The sequence below is a fragment of the Nocardiopsis sp. NPDC006139 genome (assembly GCF_040614155.1).
GTDB classification, from domain to species: domain Bacteria; phylum Actinomycetota; class Actinomycetes; order Streptosporangiales; family Streptosporangiaceae; genus Nocardiopsis; species Nocardiopsis changdeensis.
In genome coordinates this window covers 37,567-55,847 of sequence record NZ_JBEXTT010000032.1, presented here as the reverse complement: position 1 = coordinate 55,847, position 18,281 = coordinate 37,567, and the positions used below count along the sequence as shown (strand labels likewise).

The 18,281-nt window shown below is 73.3% G+C and carries 15 protein-coding genes; 13 read left to right on the top strand and 2 right to left on the bottom strand.

Annotation, left to right across the window (positions count from 1 at the left end):
• From mreD to ABZ249_RS29725, 12 genes are all read left to right on the top strand, one after another.
• Positions 1 to 573 carry a rod shape-determining protein MreD gene (gene mreD / locus ABZ249_RS29780; protein WP_355269404.1) on the top strand — a complete coding sequence of 191 codons (573 nt, stop codon included), beginning with the start codon at positions 1 to 3 and terminating at the stop codon, positions 571 to 573.
• A gap of 2 nt (positions 574 to 575) precedes the next feature.
• Complete coding sequence (gene mrdA, locus ABZ249_RS29775; RefSeq protein WP_355269402.1) at positions 576 to 2,684, top strand: penicillin-binding protein 2; 2,109 nt, start codon at positions 576 to 578, stop codon at positions 2,682 to 2,684.
• A gap of 3 nt (positions 2,685 to 2,687) precedes the next feature.
• Entirely contained in the window at positions 2,688 to 3,857 is a 1,170-nt protein-coding gene (rodA, locus tag ABZ249_RS29770; RefSeq protein WP_355269400.1) for a rod shape-determining protein RodA, read from the top strand.
• Between the two features lie 91 nt (positions 3,858 to 3,948).
• Positions 3,949 to 5,886 carry a TIGR03960 family B12-binding radical SAM protein gene (locus tag ABZ249_RS29765; RefSeq protein WP_355269398.1) on the top strand — a complete coding sequence of 646 codons (1,938 nt, stop codon included), beginning with the start codon at positions 3,949 to 3,951 and terminating at the stop codon, positions 5,884 to 5,886.
• An 873-nt stretch (positions 5,887 to 6,759) separates the two neighbouring features.
• Positions 6,760 to 7,515 carry a TIGR03936 family radical SAM-associated protein gene (locus tag ABZ249_RS29760; protein WP_355269426.1) on the top strand — a complete coding sequence of 252 codons (756 nt, stop codon included), beginning with the start codon at positions 6,760 to 6,762 and terminating at the stop codon, positions 7,513 to 7,515.
• A 161-nt stretch (positions 7,516 to 7,676) separates the two neighbouring features.
• Positions 7,677 to 10,748 carry an Rne/Rng family ribonuclease gene (locus tag ABZ249_RS29755; RefSeq protein ID WP_355269396.1) on the top strand — a complete coding sequence of 1,024 codons (3,072 nt, stop codon included), beginning with the start codon at positions 7,677 to 7,679 and terminating at the stop codon, positions 10,746 to 10,748.
• Between the two features lie 355 nt (positions 10,749 to 11,103).
• Complete coding sequence (rplU, locus tag ABZ249_RS29750; protein ID WP_220565608.1) at positions 11,104 to 11,415, top strand: 50S ribosomal protein L21; 312 nt, start codon at positions 11,104 to 11,106, stop codon at positions 11,413 to 11,415.
• Between the two features lie 13 nt (positions 11,416 to 11,428).
• A complete protein-coding gene (gene rpmA / locus ABZ249_RS29745; RefSeq protein ID WP_073380480.1) occupies positions 11,429 to 11,689 on the top strand; it encodes a 50S ribosomal protein L27 in 261 nt (86 codons plus the stop codon).
• 132 nt (positions 11,690 to 11,821) lie between these two features.
• Entirely contained in the window at positions 11,822 to 13,186 is a 1,365-nt protein-coding gene (gene obgE / locus ABZ249_RS29740) for a GTPase ObgE (protein WP_355269394.1), read from the top strand.
• Between the two features lie 92 nt (positions 13,187 to 13,278).
• Entirely contained in the window at positions 13,279 to 14,442 is a 1,164-nt protein-coding gene (gene proB, locus ABZ249_RS29735; protein WP_355269392.1) for a glutamate 5-kinase, read from the top strand.
• Positions 14,443 to 14,517: 75 nt separating this feature from the next.
• Positions 14,518 to 15,039: a hypothetical protein gene (locus ABZ249_RS29730; RefSeq protein ID WP_355269390.1), complete on the top strand. Its 522-nt coding sequence runs from the start codon at positions 14,518 to 14,520 to the stop codon at positions 15,037 to 15,039.
• 86 nt (positions 15,040 to 15,125) lie between these two features.
• Complete coding sequence (locus ABZ249_RS29725) at positions 15,126 to 16,013, top strand: alpha/beta hydrolase (protein ID WP_355269388.1); 888 nt, start codon at positions 15,126 to 15,128, stop codon at positions 16,011 to 16,013.
• A gap of 45 nt (positions 16,014 to 16,058) precedes the next feature.
• Here the strand turns inward: ABZ249_RS29725 and ABZ249_RS29720 are convergent, their stop codons facing one another.
• Complete coding sequence (locus tag ABZ249_RS29720) at positions 16,059 to 16,808, bottom strand: SDR family oxidoreductase (RefSeq protein WP_355269386.1); 750 nt, start codon at positions 16,806 to 16,808, stop codon at positions 16,059 to 16,061.
• A complete protein-coding gene (locus ABZ249_RS29715; RefSeq protein WP_355269384.1) occupies positions 16,805 to 17,629 on the bottom strand; it encodes an SDR family NAD(P)-dependent oxidoreductase in 825 nt (274 codons plus the stop codon). The genes ABZ249_RS29720 and ABZ249_RS29715 overlap by 4 nt, the downstream gene beginning before the upstream one ends.
• Before the next feature lie 189 nt (positions 17,630 to 17,818).
• Here ABZ249_RS29715 and ABZ249_RS29710 point away from each other — a divergent pair, with 189 nt between their 5' ends.
• Positions 17,819 to 18,265: a type II toxin-antitoxin system PemK/MazF family toxin gene (locus ABZ249_RS29710; RefSeq protein ID WP_220559642.1), complete on the top strand. Its 447-nt coding sequence runs from the start codon at positions 17,819 to 17,821 to the stop codon at positions 18,263 to 18,265.
• Positions 18,266 to 18,281 lie beyond the last annotated feature (16 nt).

Genomic DNA, 18,281 nt, shown 5'->3' with positions numbered 1-18,281 from the left:
ATGAGGTCCGCCGTGACCCTGCTCTCGGTGGCCGCGGTCGTGCTCGTCCAGGCGGTGGTCGTCAACCGGCTGCCGTTCGGCGCGCTCTCCGACGGCGGCCCCGGCCCCGACCTGGCCGTGGCCGCCATCGTGGCCCTGGCCCTGACCACCGCCCCCGCCGCCGCCGCGGGCTGGGGGTTCGGCATCGGCCTGGCCCTGGACGTGCTGCCCCCGGCCGACCACGCGATCGGCCGCTACGCCTTGATCCTGTGCCTGGCCGGGTACCTGGTGTCGCTGGTCCACCGCAACACCGGGGCGCCCGGCGGGGTCGGCGCCCGCACCTCGCGCCTGTTCGCCCTGGGCGCCGTCCTGGCCACCTCGCTCGGCGTCGGCCTGGCCTACGCCGGGCTGGGCGTGCTCATGGGCGACCCGCGCACGGGCCTGCCCGACATCGTGGTCGCCGTCGGCGTCGGCGCGGCGCTCACCCTGGTGGTCGCCCCGCTGGTGACCCTGCCCCTGCTGTGGCTGCGCGAGTCCCTGTCGGACCACGAGTTCGCCACCGTCCAGGGGCCCATGTCCCCCCGGGGGTGGTGACCGTGCGACGACCTCCCGTGGACCCGGCCCTGCCCGGACCGCGCCTGGGACGCACCGGCCTCGTGCTCGCGCAGATCCTCGTGGTCGCCCTGTTCGCCGTCCTGGGCGCGCGCCTGTGGTACCTCCAGATCCCGATGGCCGACCACTACCGGGACCTGGCCGTCGCCAACCACCACCAGCGGCTCGTCGTGCCCGCCACCCGCGGCCAGATCCTCGACGCCACCGGCCGCCCCATGGTCGCCAACCGCACCGAGCTCGTGGTCTCCGCCGACTACCACGAGCTCCTGGGCATGGACGACGGCGGCGAGAAGGTCCTGACCGACCTCTCCGAGGTGCTCGACGTCCCGGTGGAGCAGCTCCGGCAGCGCATGCGCCTGTGCGGGCCCGAGGTGGAGCGGCCCTGCTGGCCCGGCTCGCCCTACCAGCCGGTCACCCTGGCCGAGGACATCGAGCCGTCCGTCGCGCTGCAGATCATGGAGAGCTCCGACGACTTCCCCGGCATCACCGCGCAGGCCCACGCCGTGCGCGAGTACCCCAACGGCGCCCGGGCCGGGCAGGTCCTGGGCTACCTCCAGCCCGTCACCCAGGAGGAGCTGGAGGCGCGCGAGGAACTGCGCACCCAGTTCACCGGCATCGACCAGGTCGGCCGCGACGGCCTGGAGGCGGTCTACGACTCGCAGCTGCGCGGCATCGCGGGCGTGCGCACCCTGGGCGTGAACAACCACGGCGAGGTCATGGACGTCATCTCCGACCGTCCGCCCCAGGCGGGGATGCACATCGTCACCCACCTGGACATGGGCGTGCAGGAGATCGTGGAGGAGGCGCTCGCCGAGGGCATGCGGGGCGCCCGCCCCCGGTACAAGGCCGACTCCGGCGCCGCCATCGTCATGGACGTGCGCAACGGCGGCATCATCGCGATGGCCAGCCTGCCCACCTACGACCCCGCGATCTGGCAGGGCGGCATCGACCAGGAGACCTTCGACGAGCTGCTCAGCACCGAGGCCGGCGAGCCGCTGCTGTCGCGCGCCGTCCAGGGCCAGTACCCGCCCGGCTCCACGTTCAAGGTGTCGTCGCTGTCGGCCGCGGTCGAGAACGGCTACTCGCTGCGCAGCACCTACGCCTGCCCCGGATCGGTCAACATCGCCGGGCAGAACTACCAGAACTACGCGGGCGGCGGGCACGGCACCATCAGCCTGCACCGGGCCATCGTGGTCTCCTGCAACACGATCTTCTACAACTTCGGCTACCAGCTCTGGCTCAAGGACGGCGGCCTCGAACCCGAGGGCGAGCCCAAGGAGGCCATGGCGGAGATGGCCCGCGGGTACGGGTTCGGCGCCCCCACCGGCATCGACCTGCCCTACGAGACCAGCGGGCGCATCCCCGACCGCGAGTGGAAGCGCACCTTCTGGGAGGAGACCCGGGAGAACAACTGCCGCCGCGGCGAGGAGGGCTACCCCGAGGTGGCCGAGACCAACCCGTCCCACGCCGCCTACCTCAAGCTCCTGGCCTACGAGCAGTGCGTGGAGGGGTTCCAGTGGCGGGCCGGCGAGGCCGTCAACTTCGCGATCGGCCAGGGCGACGTGCTCGTCAGCCCGCTCCAGCTGGTCCGCGCCTACGCCGCCATCGCCAACGGCGGCACCGTGTACGAGCCCCGGGTGGCCCGGGCCCTGGTCTCGGCCGACGGCAGTGTCGTCGAGGAGATCGAGCCGGTCGTCGCCGGGAGGGTGCCGGTGAAGGACGAGACCATCCGCTACCTCCAGAACGCGCTGGAGGAGGTCCCCAAGACGGGTACCGGCGGCGGCGCCTTCGCGGGCTTCCCGCAGGACAAGGTGTCCATCGCGGGCAAGACCGGTAGCGCCGACGCCCAGAACCGGCAGGTGTCGTCCTGGTTCGTGTCCTACGCGCCCGCCGACGACCCGCAGTTCGCAGTGGTCGTGTTCGTCTCCCAGGGCGGTACCGGCGGCACCACCTCCGCGCCCATCGCCCGGAAGATCTACGAGGGCATCTACGGGTTCGGCGACTTCGACGAGCCCGCCCTGCCCGGCGGCGAGCCCCGCGCCGAGCTGCCCGAGGTCCGCTCCGACGGCTCCATCGACCCTCTGGACCGGTGACCCATGACCGTACACGTCCCGCGCAGGATCGACCTGGGCCGCACCGCGGTGACCGCCGCGGGCGCCGCCCGCAGGCTGGACTGGGTCCTGGTGCTGGCGGTGGCCGCGCTGTGCGCCATCGGCTGCCTGCTGGTGTGGTCGGCCACCCAGCCCGGCGACGGCGGGAACCCGCTGGACTCCACCGACCACCTGCGCAGGCACCTGGCCCACCTGGCCGTGGGCTGGGCGGTGTGCCTGGCCGTGGCCGCCGTCGACTTCCGGACGGTCCGCGCGTACGCGCCCATCGTCTACGTCGTCACCGTCATCGCGCTGATCCTGGTGCTGACACCGCTGGGCGCCGTCATCAACGGCTCGCGCGGGTGGATCGTGGTGGGCGGCTTCCAGTTCCAGCCCAGCGAGCTGGCCAAGGCGGGCCTCATCCTGGTGCTGGCCACCCTGCTGGGGGAGCCCCGCGACGGCGAGACCCGGCCGATGACCAGGGACGTGCTGTTCTGCCTGCTGGCGCTCGCGGTACCGCTCTCCCTGGTCATGCTCCAGCCCGACCTGGGGACCACGCTGGTGCTGGGGGCCATCTTCCTGGGGATGCTGACGCTGTCCGGGGCCCCGGTCTTCTGGGTGGCCGGGATGCTGCTGTCGGGAGTGGTGGCCGGCTTCTGCGTCTGGTGGTTCGACATGCTGGAGCCCTACCAGCTGGACCGCATCGCCACGCTCGTGGACCCGTCGGCGGACCCGCAGGGCGCCGGGTACAACTCCAACCAGGCGCTCATCGCCGTCGGATCGGGCGGGTTCGACGGGACCGGGCTGTTCCAGGGGGAGCAGACGCACGGCCGGTTCGTGCCCGAACAGCACACGGACTTCATCTTCACGGTCGCCGGGGAGGAGCTGGGGTTCGTCGGGGCAGGGCTGGTCATCGGCCTGTTCGCGGTGATCCTGTGGCGGATCCTGCGCATCGCCCTGGGCTGCGACCAGCCCTACCCGCGCCTGCTGTGCGTGGGTGTGGCCTCGTGGTTCGGGTTCCAGACCTTCATCAACATCGGCATGGGGCTGGGGATCGTCCCGGTGACCGGGCTTCCGCTGCCGTTCGTCTCCTACGGGGGCACGGCGCTGCTGGCCAACCTGCTGGCGCTGGGACTGGTGCTCGGGGTGAACTCCCGGGACCGGGGGTTCGAATAGGGCCTGTGGAGAACCCGGGACCGGGGGTCGCGGCGCCGGTAGCCTGAAAGGGCAGATCCGTCCCCGTCCGCCGATCGAAAGTCTCGAGGCCATGACCGTCGAAAGCCTCTTTCCGCGACTGGAGCCCCTGCTGGCCCGGGTGGGCAAGCCCATCCAGTACGTGGGCGGTGAGCTCAACTCCGTCGTCAAGGAGTGGGACGACACCCGGGTGCGCTGGGCGCTGATGTACCCCGACGCCTACGAGGTGGGGGTGCCCAACCAGGGCGTGCAGATCCTGTACGAGGTCCTCAACGAGCGCGAGGGGGTGCTGGCCGAGCGCGCGTACGCGGTCTGGCCGGACATGGAGGCCCTGCTGCGGGAGCACGGGGTCGAGCACTTCACCGTGGACTCCCACCGGCCGCTGGGCGCCTTCGACCTCATCGGGGTCAGCTTCGCCAGCGAGATGGGCTACACCAACCTGCTCACCGCGCTGGACCTGGCCCGCATCCCGCTGCGCACGGAGGACCGGCGCGAGGGGCACCCCGTCGTGCTGGCCGGCGGGCACTCGGCGTTCAACCCCGAGCCCATGGCCGACTTCCTGGACGCGGTGGTGCTCGGCGACGGCGAGGAGATCAGCCTGGCCATCACCGAGATCGTCCGCGAGTTCAAGGACGAGGGGGAGCCGGGGGGACGCGACGGGCTGCTGCTGCGGCTGGCCGCCACGGGCGGGGTGTACGTGCCGCGCTTCTACGACGTGGACTACCACGAGGACGGGCGCATCGCCGCGTACACGCCCAACCGGCCGGGCGTGCCCGAGACGGTCCTCAAGCACACCGTCATGGACCTGGACCGGTGGCCCTACCCGAAGAAGCCGATCGTGCCCACCGCGGAGTCGGTGCACGAGCGCTACAGCGTGGAGATCTTCCGCGGCTGCACCCGCGGCTGCCGCTTCTGCCAGGCGGGGATGATCACCCGGCCGGTGCGCGAGCGCAACAAGGAGACCGTCACCTCCATGGTCCGCGAGGGGGTGAAGAACTCCGGCTTCCAGGAGGTGGGCCTGCTGTCGCTGTCCAGCGCCGACCACAGCCAGATCAAGGACATCGCCAAGGAGCTGGCCGACGGCTACGAGGGCACCAACACCGGGCTGTCGCTGCCCTCCACCCGGGTGGACGCCTTCAACATCGACCTGGCCAACGAGCTCACCCGCAACGGCCGCCGCTCGGGGCTGACCTTCGCCCCGGAGGGCGGCAGCGAGCGGATGCGCCGGGTCATCAACAAGATGGTCACCGAGGAGGACCTCATCCGCACGGTCACCGCCGCCTACGCGGCGGGGTGGCGGCAGGTCAAGCTGTACTTCATGTGCGGGCTGCCCACCGAGGAGGACGAGGACGTGCTGGCCATCGCGGACCTGGCCACCGAGGTCATCCGCACCGGCCGGGAGGTGACCGGGCGCCGGGACATCCGCTGCACGGTGTCGATCGGCGGGTTCGTGCCCAAGCCGCAGACCCCGTTCCAGTGGGCGGCCCAGACCCCGCACGAGGTGGTGGACGCCCGGCTGCGCAAGCTGCGCGACCGGCTGCGCTCGGACCGCGCCTACGGCAAGGCCATCGGGCTGCGCTACCACGAGGGGCGGCCGTCGATCATCGAGGGGCTGCTCTCCCGGGGCGACCGCCGGGTGGGCCGGGTCATCGAGGAGGTGTGGCGCTCGGGCGGCCGGTTCGACGGCTGGAGCGAGCACTTCTCCTACGACCGCTGGACCAAGGCGGCCGAGACCGGCCTGGCCGGGTACCCGGTGGACGTGGACTGGTACACCACCCGGGAGCGGGACGAGGACGAGGTGCTGCCCTGGGACCACCTGGACGCGGGACTGGACCGCTCCTGGCTGTGGCAGGACTGGCAGGACTCCCTGCACGGCGAGGAGTCGCTGGAGGTCGACGACTGCCGCTGGAACCCCTGCTACGACTGCGGCGTGTGCCCCAGCATGGGCACCGAGATCCAGATCAACGCCCCGGCGGAGGGCCGTCCGACCCTCCCGCTCACCGTCATCTGACCCCTGCCCCGGCCGCCGGCGCCCCGGCGCCGGCGGCCGGGATGCGCCCCGGGGCCCGGGCCCCGGAGCGGAGGGGGAGCGGGTCAGGTTCCGTCAGCCGTACCGCCGTTTCCGGTCCGGGGCCAGGGGTGGAACGGGGAGCGGGCCAGGGTCTGTCAGCTGTACCGCCGCTTCCGGACCGGGCCAGGGCCCGGTGCGCAGAGGGAACGGATCGGTGCTGGCCCTTCGGTGTGCCCGGCGGTCCCCGCCCGCGTCGCGCGGCCGGATCCGGCCATGTGGGCGTATCGGGTGCTCCGGCTCGGGAGGGGGAGGCGCCCGACGGGGGCGCGGAGGCGGTGGAGTACGATGCCCGCTCCGGGCGCCGCCTGTGCGGCGGTCCTCGACCCTGTGAAGGGGAGCGCCCGGGGGAGAAGGTGTACGGCCCGGCGCCCCGCTCGCGCCGGGCCGTACGTGTAATAGGACTCGCGGCCCCGTGGGGGGGTTGCCATGGGTCCGGGATTTTCTTCGGATTTTTTTTCCGGCCCCCCGCGTTCCGGTGGTGAACACTTGTTCACCCGGCGCGCAAACCCCGCAGCGGCCCGTCCGGAGTCCCATCGGGACTTTTCGAGCGCAGGTCAGTGGGGCAGATACGGGATGCGTGGTCCTGTCGGACGCACGTGCAACGGAGCACCCGCCGGTTCGCCGGTCCAGGTGCACCACCGCGCACCGTACGCTGAACAGGACGAGGAACAGTCCCTCACCGGCCGCCCCGCGGCCGCTCCGAGGGGCATGAGGAAAGGAGTTGAGCTGCCCCCCGCACCCGAGGGCACCACTTCACCCTCCACCGCCGCATCCGGACAACGGCTCCGCGTCCGCTACGCCAAGCGCGGACGCATGAGGTTCGCCAGCCACCGGGACATCGCCCGGGCGCTGGAGCGAGCCCTGCGCCGGGCGGACGTACCGGTGGCCTTCTCCGCCGGCTTCTCGCCCCACCCGAAGGTCTCCTACACCGGCGCCGCCCCCACCGGGGTCGCCAGTGAGGCGGAGTATCTCGAACTCACCCTCGCCCAGGAGCGGGAGCCCGCCCGGGTCGGGACCGACATCGACGCGGCCATGCCGGACGGCATCGACATCATCGAGGTCGTCGAGGCCCGCGTGCCGGGACTGGCCGAGCGGCTCCAGGCCTCCGTATGGCGGGTGGAACTGGACGGGGTGGGAACCGACGAGGCGGAACGCGCCGTCGGGGCCTACCTGGCGGCCGAGACCGTCGAGGTGGAGCGGATGACCAAGAAGGGTCGCCGCCGCTTCGACACCCGGCCGGCGGTGGTCGGAATCGACGTGTGTCGTGATCCTGGGCGCGCCCCGAGGGAGCAGGACACCACATATGCCATACTTCGGATGGTCGTACGGCACACCACACCGGCCGTTCGACCGGACGACGTGCTGACCGGCCTCCGCCATGTGGCCGACCTCGCGCCGCAGTCACCGGTGACGGTGACCCGGCTGGCGCAGGGGCCGCTGAACGAGGCGACAGGTGCGATCGCTGACCCGCTCGCCGTGGACCGAAACGACTCCGGACCGGCGGACGACGCCGAGGAGCGGGGCGACAGCGCACCACAGCCGTCGGCGCCCATGACGGGACCGCGCTGATGAGCGGCCCCGAAGCGGGGAACGTGGGCGCCACCACAGGACTTTGCCCCGACGGCACCCCGGTGCCGTCGGCGCTGACACTGCGACGACAGTTCCCGTGAGCCGCGCCGCCGACCGAGAGGTCGCGGCGCGCCCGGGGACTTTGACGGGAGACCGCCCGGATGCTCGACAACGAGCCCAACAACGGTGCAGACGACACCGTGGGTACAACTGAAACAACCGAAACGAGGGCGGCGACGTCCCCCGTGGGGGGAGGCGAGGTGCGCGTGACCACGCCCGCACCGGCCAAGGGCGTGCGCCGCGCGGCAGGACCGCCCCCCGAGCCGGACGACGTCTTCGTCCCCCCGGCCAAGCCCGTGACCACGCTCGCGGGCTCCGGTGAGGGCGGCACTGTCAAGGTCACCTCCGCGACCCCGGTGCGGCGACGCACGGTGCGCGTCGAGGACCGGCCGCTGGACGTCCCCGCGACCCCTGTGACGGCCCCGGCCGGGCAGGAGGAGAAGGACGGGAACGAGGCCGCCGAGGCCGCCGAGCCCGTCAAGAAGACCCGCACGCGCCGCACCCGCGCGGCCGCCGCCGAGCCCCCCGCGGCCGCCGAGCCCGAGCCCCGGACCCGTGCGCGCCGTTCGCGCACGCGCGCCGCCGCCGAGCCCGAGGCCGCGCCCGAGACCACCGCCGTCCCCGAGGACGGGGACGAGGGGGAGCAGGAGGAGACCGCCCAGGTCGGCACCGTCTTCCAGGCGCCCTCCATGCTCTTCCAGCCGCCCGTGGCCGCCGCCCCGCCCGCGGCCCCCGCGCCCGTCGAGGCCGACACCGAGGACGGTGGCGCCGAGGAGGACGAGGCGGACGAGGACGCCGCGGAGGACGAGATCGCCGAGGAGACCGGCGCGGAGGACTCCGCCGAGGAGCGGCCCGGCCGCCGCCGTCGCCGCCGCGGCGGACGGGGCCGCGGACGCTCGCGCTCCGGCGACGACGCCGATGACACCGAGGTCCCCGACGAGGCCGAGGCCGCCGCCGAGGAGGCCGAGCCCGAGGACTCCGCCGACACCGCCGAGGAGGACGAGCGCGGCGGGAGCCGGCGCCGCCGCCGTCGGCGCCGTCGCTCCGGCGGCGCGGGGGGTGAGGCCACCTCCGACGACCCGCCCAACACCGTGGTCCGGGTCCGCGAGCCGCGCCAGGAGCGGCCCATCTCGGACGAGGTCCAGGCCGTGCGCGGGTCCACCCGCCTGGAGGCCAAGAAGCAGCGCCGCCGCGAGGGCCGCGAGCAGGGCCGCCGCCGCGCCCCGATCGTCACCGAGTCGGAGTTCCTGGCCCGCCGCGAGGCCGTCAAGCGCGACCTGGTCATCCGCCGCACCGGCGACCGCACCCAGATCGCCGTCCTCGAGGACGACATCCTCGTCGAGCACTACGTCGACCGCGCCACCCACCGCTCCTACGTGGGCAACGTGTACCTGGGCCGGGTGCAGAACGTGCTGCCGTCGATGGAGGCCGCCTTCGTCGACATCGGCAAGGGCCGCAACGCCGTCCTGTACGCGGGCGAGGTCAACTGGGACTCGTTCGGCCTGGAGGGCCAGCCCAAGCGCATCGAGTCGGTGCTCAAGTCCGGCCAGTCGGTCCTGGTGCAGGTCACCAAGGACCCGATCGGTCACAAGGGCGCCCGCCTGACCAGCCAGATCAGCCTGCCCGGCCGCTACCTCGTGTACGTGCCCGGCGGTTCGATGACCGGCATCAGCCGCAAGCTCCCCGACAAGGAGCGCGCCCGCCTCAAGCAGATCCTCAAGAAGGTCATGCCCTCCGGAGCGGGCGTCATCGTCCGCACCGCCGCCGAGGGCGCCAGCGAGGAGGAGCTGGAGCGCGACATCTCCCGCCTGGCCAACCAGTGGGAGTCCATCAAGCGCAAGTCCAAGTCGGCCAACGCCCCGGCCCTGCTCAACAGCGAGCCCGACCTGACCATCCGGGTCGTGCGGGACGTGTTCAACGAGGACTTCTCCAGCCTGGTGGTCTCCGGCGACGAGGCCTGGGACACCGTGCACGACTACGTCGAGCACGTGGCGCCCAACCTCGCCGAGCGGGCCTCCCACTGGACCGAGGACCGCGACGTCTTCGCCGCCTACCGGATCGACGAGCAGATCAACAAGGCGCTGGACCGCAAGGTCTGGCTGCCCAGCGGCGGTTCGCTCATCATCGACCGTACCGAGGCGATGACGGTCGTCGACGTCAACACCGGCAAGTTCACCGGTCAGGGCGGCAACCTCGAGGAGACCGTCACCAAGAACAACCTGGAGGCGGCGGAGGAGATCGTCCGCCAGCTCCGGTTGCGCGACATCGGCGGCATCATCGTCATCGACTTCATCGACATGGTCCTGGAGTCCAACCGCGACCTGGTGCTGCGGCGGATGCTGGAGTGCCTGTCCCGGGACCGCACCAAGCACCAGGTGGCCGAGGTCACCTCGCTGGGCCTGGTGCAGATGACCCGCAAGCGGGTGGGCCAGGGCCTGCTGGAGGCCTTCTCCCACACCTGCGAGCACTGCAGCGGCCGCGGCCTGATCCTGTCCACCGAACCGGTGGAGGGCAAGGGCGCCGCCGCCGGCAACGGCGGTGGCGGCGGCCGCAAGAAGAAGGGCAAGGGCAAGGGCGAGGCCGAACCGGCCGAGACCCCCGCGGTGCCGGACACGGCGGCCGAGGAGCCCGAGCCCGCCGAGCCCGAGGCCCCGGCAGCGGAGGAGGCCCCCGAGCCCGCCGCCAAGGCCGACAAGCCGGCCAAGAAGTCGGAGAAGAAGTCGGCCAGGACCAGGAAGGCCGCCGAGGCCGAGGCCGAGGCGGAGGAGCCGGCCGAGCCCAAGCGGACCCGCAAGCGCACCACGCGCTCGCGCAAGGCCGCGGAGGACACGGTGGTCGAGACGGCGGCCGAGCAGGCCGCCGAGACCGCTCCGGACTCCGAGGCGGCCGACGGGGCCGCGGAGGCCCCCCGCGCCGCAGAGGAGCCGCAGGAGGCCGCCGCGGCGGTCGCGGACGAGGCGCCGGCCGAGGAGGCCCCGGCCCCGCGCCGGACCCGTCGCACCGCGACCCGGCGGACCGCCCGTGCGGCCGCCGAGGCCGTGGGCGAGCCGGAGACCGTGACCGAGGCCGCGGCGCCGGCCGAGGGCGACGAGGAGGCCGGAGAGCGGCCCAAGCGCCGCCGCACCCGGCGGACCAGGGCGGCGGCCCCGTCCACCGCCGTGGACGCCGGCTGAGGCCGGCCGGGACGTGGGCCCGGTCCGGGCCGGGGTTCGCCCCCGGCCCGGACCGCGGCACGTGTGCAGGCCCGTGGCGGGGCGATGGTAACCTGATGGACGGTGCGTCGGCGCGCTCCTCGTGATCGCGCGCCCCGACACCAAGTGCTCTCCACGCAGGGTTTGTTTCCCTCAGATCCCCGCGCCCCGCTACAGGCAACAGTGGATCGTGGAACGAGGACTCCCCGGGTTCCCACACGGGGCGGTCCTCCCGGCCCGCCCGTCAGGGCACCCGGCCGGACCCGGACCCCGAACACATGTCTCGGGGATTGGTCCCGAGCATTATTCGTTGAGCGAGCAGGAAGAGAGTTACGCGGTGTACGCGATCGTGCGGGCGGGCGGCCGTCAGGAGAAGGTGTCCGTCGATGACGTCCTGAACATCGACAAGGTCTCCGCCGAGGCCGGCGCCACCATCACGTGGCAGCCCATCCTCGTCGTGGAGGACGGCAACGTCGTCAGCGACACGGACAAGCTGAGCGGCTACACGGTCACCGCCGAGGTTCTCGGCGAGACCAAGGGCCCCAAGATCAACATCCTGAAGTACAAGAACAAGACCGGTTACAAGAAGCGCCAGGGTCACCGCCAGAAGCACACCCAGGTCCGCGTCACCGGCATCTCGGCGAAGTAGGAGGATCTGAGAGATGGCACACAAGAAGGGCGCATCGTCCAGCCGTAACGGCCGCGACTCGAACGCCAAGCGCCTCGGTGTCAAGCGCTTCGGCGGCCAGGCCGTCCAGGCCGGCGAGATCCTCATCCGCCAGCGCGGCACCAAGTTCCACCCCGGCGCCAACGTGGGCCGCGGCGGTGACGACACGCTGTTCGCGCTGGTCGCCGGCGAGGTCAAGTTCGCCAACTTCCGCGGCCGCAAGGCCGTGAACATCGTTCCCGCCGCCGCCGAGTAGGTCGCGCGCGAACGTTCGTTGTGCACAGGGGCGGGCCAGGGAACACTGGCCCGCCTCTGGTGTTGTCACCAGGTGACGCACACATTTCCCATCGGGCCGCCCCGCGGCCGGAGCAGTGAACCGAGGAGAACCATGCCCGACTTCGTCGACGAGGCGGTCTTGCACGTCAAGGCCGGGAACGGCGGGCACGGCTGCGCCTCCGTCCACCGCGAGAAGTTCAAGCCGCTGGGCGGACCGGACGGCGGCAACGGCGGCCGGGGCGGCGACGTCGTCCTGGAGGTCGACTCCCAGACCGCCACCCTGCTGGACTACCAGCGCCGCCCGCACCGCAACGCCCAGAACGGCACCCCCGGCATGGGCGGCCACCGCAGCGGCGCCAACGGCGACGACCTGGTCCTGTACGTCCCCGACGGCACCGTGGTCACCCGCATGGACGGCGAGGTCGTCGCCGACCTGGTCGGCCACGGCACCCGCCTGGTGCTGGCCCAGGGCGGCAGCGGCGGCCTGGGCAACGCCGCGCTGGCCTCCAAGAAGCGCAAGGCCCCCGGCTTCGCCCTCAAGGGCGAGGAGGGCGAGGCGTTCGACGTGCGCCTGGAGATGAAGACCATCGCCGACGTCGGCCTGGTGGGCTTCCCCAGCGCCGGGAAGTCCTCGCTCATCGCCGCCATGTCGGCCGCCCGGCCCAAGATCGCCGACTACCCGTTCACCACCCTGATCCCCAACCTCGGCGTGGTCGAGGCGGGCACCACCCAGTACGTCATCGCCGACGTGCCCGGCCTCATCCCCGGCGCCAGCGACGGCAAGGGACTGGGCCTGGAGTTCCTGCGCCACATCGAGCGCTGCTCCACCCTCCTGCACGTCCTGGACTGCGCCACCTACGAGCCGGGCCGCGACCCGGTCAGCGACCTGGAGGCCCTGGAGGCGGAGCTGACCGCCTACGGCGAGGCCACCGGCGTCGACCTGTCCGACCGCCCGCGCATCGTCGTCCTGAACAAGGTCGACGTGCCCGAGGCCCGCGAACTCGCCGAGCTCGTCGCGCCCATGCTCACCGAGCGCGGCTACCGGGTGCTGGAGGTCTCCGCGGCCTCCCGCGAGGGCCTGCGCGAGCTGTCCTTCGCCCTGGCCGAGCAGGTCTCCGCGGCCCGTGAGGCCGCTCCCGCCGCCGAGCCCACCCGCATCGTCATCCGGCCCAAGATGGTCGGCGACGTGCCCTTCGAGGTCGTCCCGCTGGGGGACAACGCCTTCCAGGTCCGCGGCGAGAAGCCCGCCCGCTGGGTGCGGCAGACCGACTTCTCCAACGACGAGGCCGTCGGCTACCTCGCCGAGCGCCTCAACCGCCTGGGCATCGAGGAGGAGCTGGCCAAGGCCGGGGCCACCGAGGGCGCCGAGGTCCACATCGGCACCGACGAGGACTCCGTGGTCTTCGACTGGGACCCGTCCCTGGACGCCGAGGCCGTCCCGTCCGGCCCGCGCGGGACCGACGCCCGGCTGGGCTGAACCGCGCGGGGAAGCATCGGCCCGGCCGCACAGGCGAGACGGGCGCGGCTCCGCCGCCCGGACCGCGCCCTCGGATGGAAAGCCCCCATACGGTGCACAGCGCAGAACAACTGGAACAGACCGGCTCCCGGGAAGAGGCCCGCGGGCGCGCGGCCGTGGCCGCCGCCCGCCGGGTCGTCGTCAAGGTGGGGTCGTCGTCTCTGACGACCCCCGACGGCCGGATCGACTCCGGCCGCATCCGGGACCTGGTCGAGGTGCTGGCGTCCCGCCGCGCCCTGGGCCAGGAGGTCATCCTGGTCTCCTCCGGCGCGGTGGCCGCCGGCATGACCCCGCTGGGCATGCGCACGCGCCCCCGCGACCTGGCCTCCCAGCAGGCCGCCGCCAGTGTCGGACAGGGGCTGCTGCTGGCCGCCTACACTGCGGAGCTGGCGGGCCACGGCATCAACACCGCCCAGATCCTGCTCACCGTCGAGGACCTGATGCGGCGGGTGCAGCACCGCAACGCCCAGCGCACGCTGCGCCGCCTGCTGGACATCGGCGCCCTGCCCATCGTCAACGAGAACGACACCGTGGCCACCCACGAGCTGCGGTTCGGCGACAACGACCGGCTGGCCGCCCTGGTCGCACACCTGATGAAGGCCGACGCCCTGGTCCTGCTGTCGGACGTGGACGCCCTCTACGACGGGAACCCGGCCGATCCGGGCTCCCGGGTGGTGGGCCTGGTCTCCGGGCCGGACGACCTGGAGGGCATCGACATCGGCTCCTCGGGCAAGCGCGGGGTGGGCACCGGGGGCATGGTCACCAAGGTGGCCTCGGCGCGCATCGCCACCGAGGCGGGTGTGAACACACTGCTGACCTCCGCGGCCAACGCCCGCGCGGCGCTGGCGGGGGAGGGGGTCGGCACGCTCTTCGCCGCCGCCTCGGGGCGGCGCCCCTCGGCCCGCCAGCTGTGGCTGGCCCACGCCACCGCCGGGCGCGGCAGCCTGGTCCTGGACCCGGGCGCGGTGGCCGCGGTGGTCCGGGACAAGGCGTCGCTGCTGCCCGCCGGGGTGGTGGACGTGCTCGGGGAGTTCAGCGCCGGGGACCCGGTGGACCTGCGCGACGAGCAGGGCGCCGTGGTGGCCCGCGGCCTGGTCAACTACGACTCCGCCGAGGTGCCCGACCTGATGGGCCGCTCCACCCGGTGGCTGGCCCGGGAGCTGGGCCCCTCCTACGAGCGCGAACTGGTCCACCGCGACGACCTCGTCGTCCTGTGACGGCGGCCGCGTGACGCCCGCCCCGTGACACCGCCGCCCGCGGAACCGCGGGGGCGGTGGCGCCGTCACACCGGCATGAGCGAACGCGCACGGGAGGCCCGGGACCGCTGGCGCCGTCTGGCGGGGGCCGTCGCCGACCACGCCCACGAACGGCTCCAGCCGGTGTGGACCCGCACCGGCCTGCTGACCTCGCTGGAGCTGTCCTGCACCGGGGTGGTCCCCTACCACGAGGGGGCGGACCCCGAGGCGACCCTGCTCCGGGTGTACCGGGCGATGTGGCCCAAGGCCCGGGTGGAGATTCGCACGCTGACCCCGGACCGGGGGTGGTGGCGCAGGAGCCTGGTGCGCAACGCGACCGGCCGGGCGCGGGACTCGCGGGAGTCCCCCATCCCCGGCCACGCCGCGATCATGTCCGAGGTGGCCGGGATCCTGTCCGACGTCGCGGACGAGGTGGAGGCCGAACTGGGGGAGGTGCGCCGCTCCTTCACCGCGACCGGCCGGGTGGGCGACTGCTGCGCGTACGACTTCGCCTGGGTCGACCACCTCCTGCTCACCGACCGGTGGGCCTGCGTGATCCACATGGGGGAGCTCGACTGACCCGGATTCCGGGCCCGCGCCTCCCCCGCCCGGTGACGGGGGTATGGAAAAGTCGGGTTCGTGCACGTTCGGAGAAGGAGTTCCCCATGCAGAGTCTGATGGCGCGGCTGCTGTCACTGGCGCTGCGTGTGGCGCGCAAGCGCCCGATGGGCTCGGTGGAGGGCGCCCGGGAGTGGCTGTACGAGCCCAAGGACGACCCCGCGCCGCCGCACTGGGTCTCCCAGCGGCACTGGATCGGCCTGCGGACGGTCGCCGGCTTCCCCGTCTACACCGTCCTGCCCAAGGACACCGAGAACCCGGTGAAGGCCGTGCTGTACGTGCACGGCGGGACCTACGTCACCGAGATCTCCGCGTGGCACTGGGTGCTCGTCTCCCGGATGGCCGACACGGGCTGCCGGGTGGAGGTGCCGCTCTACGGCCTGGCCCCCGAGCACACCTACCGGGAGGCCTTCCCGTTCCTGACGGAGGTCTACCGGGAGCTGTCGGCGGACGTGGCACCGGAGCGGACCGCGTTCGCGGGCGACTCCGCGGGCGGGGGGCTCGCGCTGGCCCTGGCCCAGACCCTGACCGGCGCGGGGCTGCCCGAACCGGCGCGGCTGATCCTGATCTCCCCGTGGGCCGACCTGACGATGTCCAACCCCGAGATCGCCGAGGTGGACGAGCGCGACCCCTGGCTGAGCCCGGTGGGGATGCTGGAGGCGGCGAAGTCCTGGTCGGGCGGCGACGACCTGTCCCTGCCCCGGCTGAGCCCGGTGTACGGGGAGCTGGCGACCCTGCCGCCCATGGACCTCTACATCGGCACGCGCGACGTGCTGCTGCCGGACACCCGCCGGCTGCGGGACCTGGTGGCCGAGGTCGGGGGTACGGTCCGGCTCAGCGAGGAGGAGGACGCCTTCCACGTCTACCCGCTGGTCCCCGTCCCCGAGGGCGGCCCGGCGCGGGCCGAGATCCTGCGGACCGTCCGGGACCTGTGAGCGCCCGCGGAGCCCGGCGCCGGACCGGGCGCCGCGGGCGCGGGGTCAGGTCAGGCGCCGCACCACCGACAGCGGCAGCCGCTTCATCAGGAACCCGATCGGCGCCCACGGCCAGGCGGGGACGTACGCCTTGGCCCTGCGCTTCTCGATGGCCGCGACCATGGCGCGCACCCCGGTCCGGGTGTCGACCATGAACCGGGTCCTCTGCTCGACCCGCTCGTTCATCTCGGAGCGGATGTAGCCGGGGTGGACGACCGACACGTCCACGCCCGGGACGCCCTCGGCCCGCACCCCCTCGGCGAGGGCGGACACGCCCGCCTTGGTGGCGGCGTAGACGGTCATGGACCGGCGCATGCCGCGCAGCGCCGACATGGACGAGATCACCACCAGGTGGCCGCGGCCCTGCTCCCGGAAGATCTCCAGGGCCGCCTCCACCTGGGCCAGCGCGCCCACGAAGTTCGTCATGGCGGTCTGCCGGTTGGCGTCGAACCGGCCGGTGCCCAGTGCCGCGCCCTTGCCCAGCCCGGCGTTGACGACCACCCGGTCCACGGAGCCCAGCTCGGCGGCGAACTCGCCGAAGACCCGGAAGACGGCCCCGTCGTCGGTGACGTCCAGGGCCCTGAGCACCACGCGCCGGCCGGGGTGGGCGGCGGCGATCTCCCCGCGCAGCCCCTCCAGCCGGTCCGTGCGCCGGGCGCACAGGCCCAGGTCGTAGCCGAGCGCGGCGAACTGGCGGGCCATCTCGGCCCCCAGCCCCGAGCTGGCCCCGGTGATGACGACGGTCCCCCTGCTCACGCCCGCTCCTTCGGGGTGGCGCCGCCGACGCGCTTGAGCATCTGCCCGGCCACCGCCCGCATGGCCCGGTCGTACAGGGGGCGGGCCAGCCGCTTGGCCAAGAACGCGCCCCTGGCCTGCGCGTCGGGGAGGATGAGGTGGGTGCCCCGGTCCACGGCCCGCACCACGCGGGCGGCGATGTCCTCGGCGCCCAGGTGCGACCCGTTGATGAGCGCGACCGCGCTGCGCTCCACCTCCGGGTCGCTGCCGCGCAGCGACGACGCCAGGTTGGTGCGGAAGAACGAGGGGCACACCACCGACACCCGCACCCCGAACGGGTGGAGCTCGTGGAGCAGGGTCTCGCTGAGCGCGACCACGGCCGCCTTGGTGGCGTTGTAGGAGCTCATCGCGGGCGGGTGGACGAGCCCGGCGGCCGAGGCGGTGTTGACGATGTGGCCCGACCCCCGGCGCTTGAACAGCGGGGTGAAGGTGCGGCAGCCCCGCACCACGCCGAACAGGTTGATCTCGGTGATCCAGCGCCAGTCGTCCATGCCCAGGACGTCGATGCGGCCCCCCGCGGCGACCCCGGCGTTGTTGACCAGGACGTCCAGGCCGCCCCAGTGCTCTTCGACCCAGGCCAGGGCGCCGGCCCAGTCGTCGTCGGAGGTGACGTCCAGGCGCAGGTAGTCGGCTCCGGCGGGCAGGCCCGCGGGGGCCCCTTCCGCCAGGTCGGTCGCCAGGACGCGGTCGCCCCGCGCGCGGAACTCCGCGACCAGGGCCGCGCCCAGTCCGGAGGCGCCGCCGGTCACCAGCACGGTGCGGGGGGTGGGGGAGGTGGTCATATCCGGCTCCGTGTTCCATCGGTCCGCTGTCGAACGACGGGAACCCGGTGCGCCGGGCCGGGTCCGTCAGCGGGCGCCCCGGCTCGCGGCGGGGCGCCGTGCCCACGATCCTAGTGAACGCCGTTCGGCGGCCCCGGGCCGGTCCCGCGCACGGGCGCCCGCGCCCGACCCGGGCCCTATCATGCGGGGATGAGCGAACGGACGATGCACCGCAGCGACGACCACCCCCACCGCGGCGAGGTACGGGAGATCCCCACCTCGGAGAGCGCCACCAGGCTCGTCTACGCCCCCGAACGGGACGGTCTGGCCGACGCGGGCGAGATCGTGTGGACCTGGGTCCCCTTCGAGGAGGACCCCTCGCGGGGCAAGGACCGGCCGCTGCTGGTGGTGGGCCGCCGGGGCCGCCGCCTGCACGGGCTGATGCTGTCCTCCCAGCGCCCCGAGCAGTGGGAGCGCCAGGACTGGCTGCCCATCGGCTCGGGCCCCTGGGACCGCGAGGGCCGCGACTCCTTCCTGCGGGTGGACCGCCTGTTCGAGTTCGACGAGGACGACATCCGCCGCGAGGCCGCCATCCTGGAGGAGAAGGTCTTCTGGCTGGTCGCCGACGTCCTGCGCAGCCGCTACGGCTGGACCTGAACCCGCGCGCCCGGTC

Excerpts from the sequence above, each read along its gene's own strand:
- mreD (WP_355269404.1), top strand. The coding sequence starts at position 1 with ATGAGGTCCGCCGTGACCCTGCTCTCGGTGGCCGCGGTCGTGCTCGTC.
- rodA (WP_355269400.1), top strand. The coding sequence starts at position 2,688 with ATGACCGTACACGTCCCGCGCAGGATCGACCTGGGCCGCACCGCGGTG.
- ABZ249_RS29765 (WP_355269398.1), top strand. The coding sequence starts at position 3,949 with ATGACCGTCGAAAGCCTCTTTCCGCGACTGGAGCCCCTGCTGGCCCGG.
- ABZ249_RS29760 (WP_355269426.1), top strand. The coding sequence starts at position 6,760 with ATGAGGTTCGCCAGCCACCGGGACATCGCCCGGGCGCTGGAGCGAGCC.
- ABZ249_RS29755 (WP_355269396.1), top strand. The coding sequence starts at position 7,677 with ATGCTCGACAACGAGCCCAACAACGGTGCAGACGACACCGTGGGTACA.
- rpmA (WP_073380480.1), top strand. The coding sequence starts at position 11,429 with ATGGCACACAAGAAGGGCGCATCGTCCAGCCGTAACGGCCGCGACTCG.
- obgE (WP_355269394.1), top strand. The coding sequence starts at position 11,822 with ATGCCCGACTTCGTCGACGAGGCGGTCTTGCACGTCAAGGCCGGGAAC.
- ABZ249_RS29730 (WP_355269390.1), top strand. The coding sequence starts at position 14,518 with ATGAGCGAACGCGCACGGGAGGCCCGGGACCGCTGGCGCCGTCTGGCG.
- ABZ249_RS29725 (WP_355269388.1), top strand. The coding sequence starts at position 15,126 with ATGCAGAGTCTGATGGCGCGGCTGCTGTCACTGGCGCTGCGTGTGGCG.
- ABZ249_RS29715 (WP_355269384.1), bottom strand. The coding sequence starts at position 17,629 with ATGACCACCTCCCCCACCCCCCGCACCGTGCTGGTGACCGGCGGCGCC.
- ABZ249_RS29710 (WP_220559642.1), top strand. The coding sequence starts at position 17,819 with ATGAGCGAACGGACGATGCACCGCAGCGACGACCACCCCCACCGCGGC.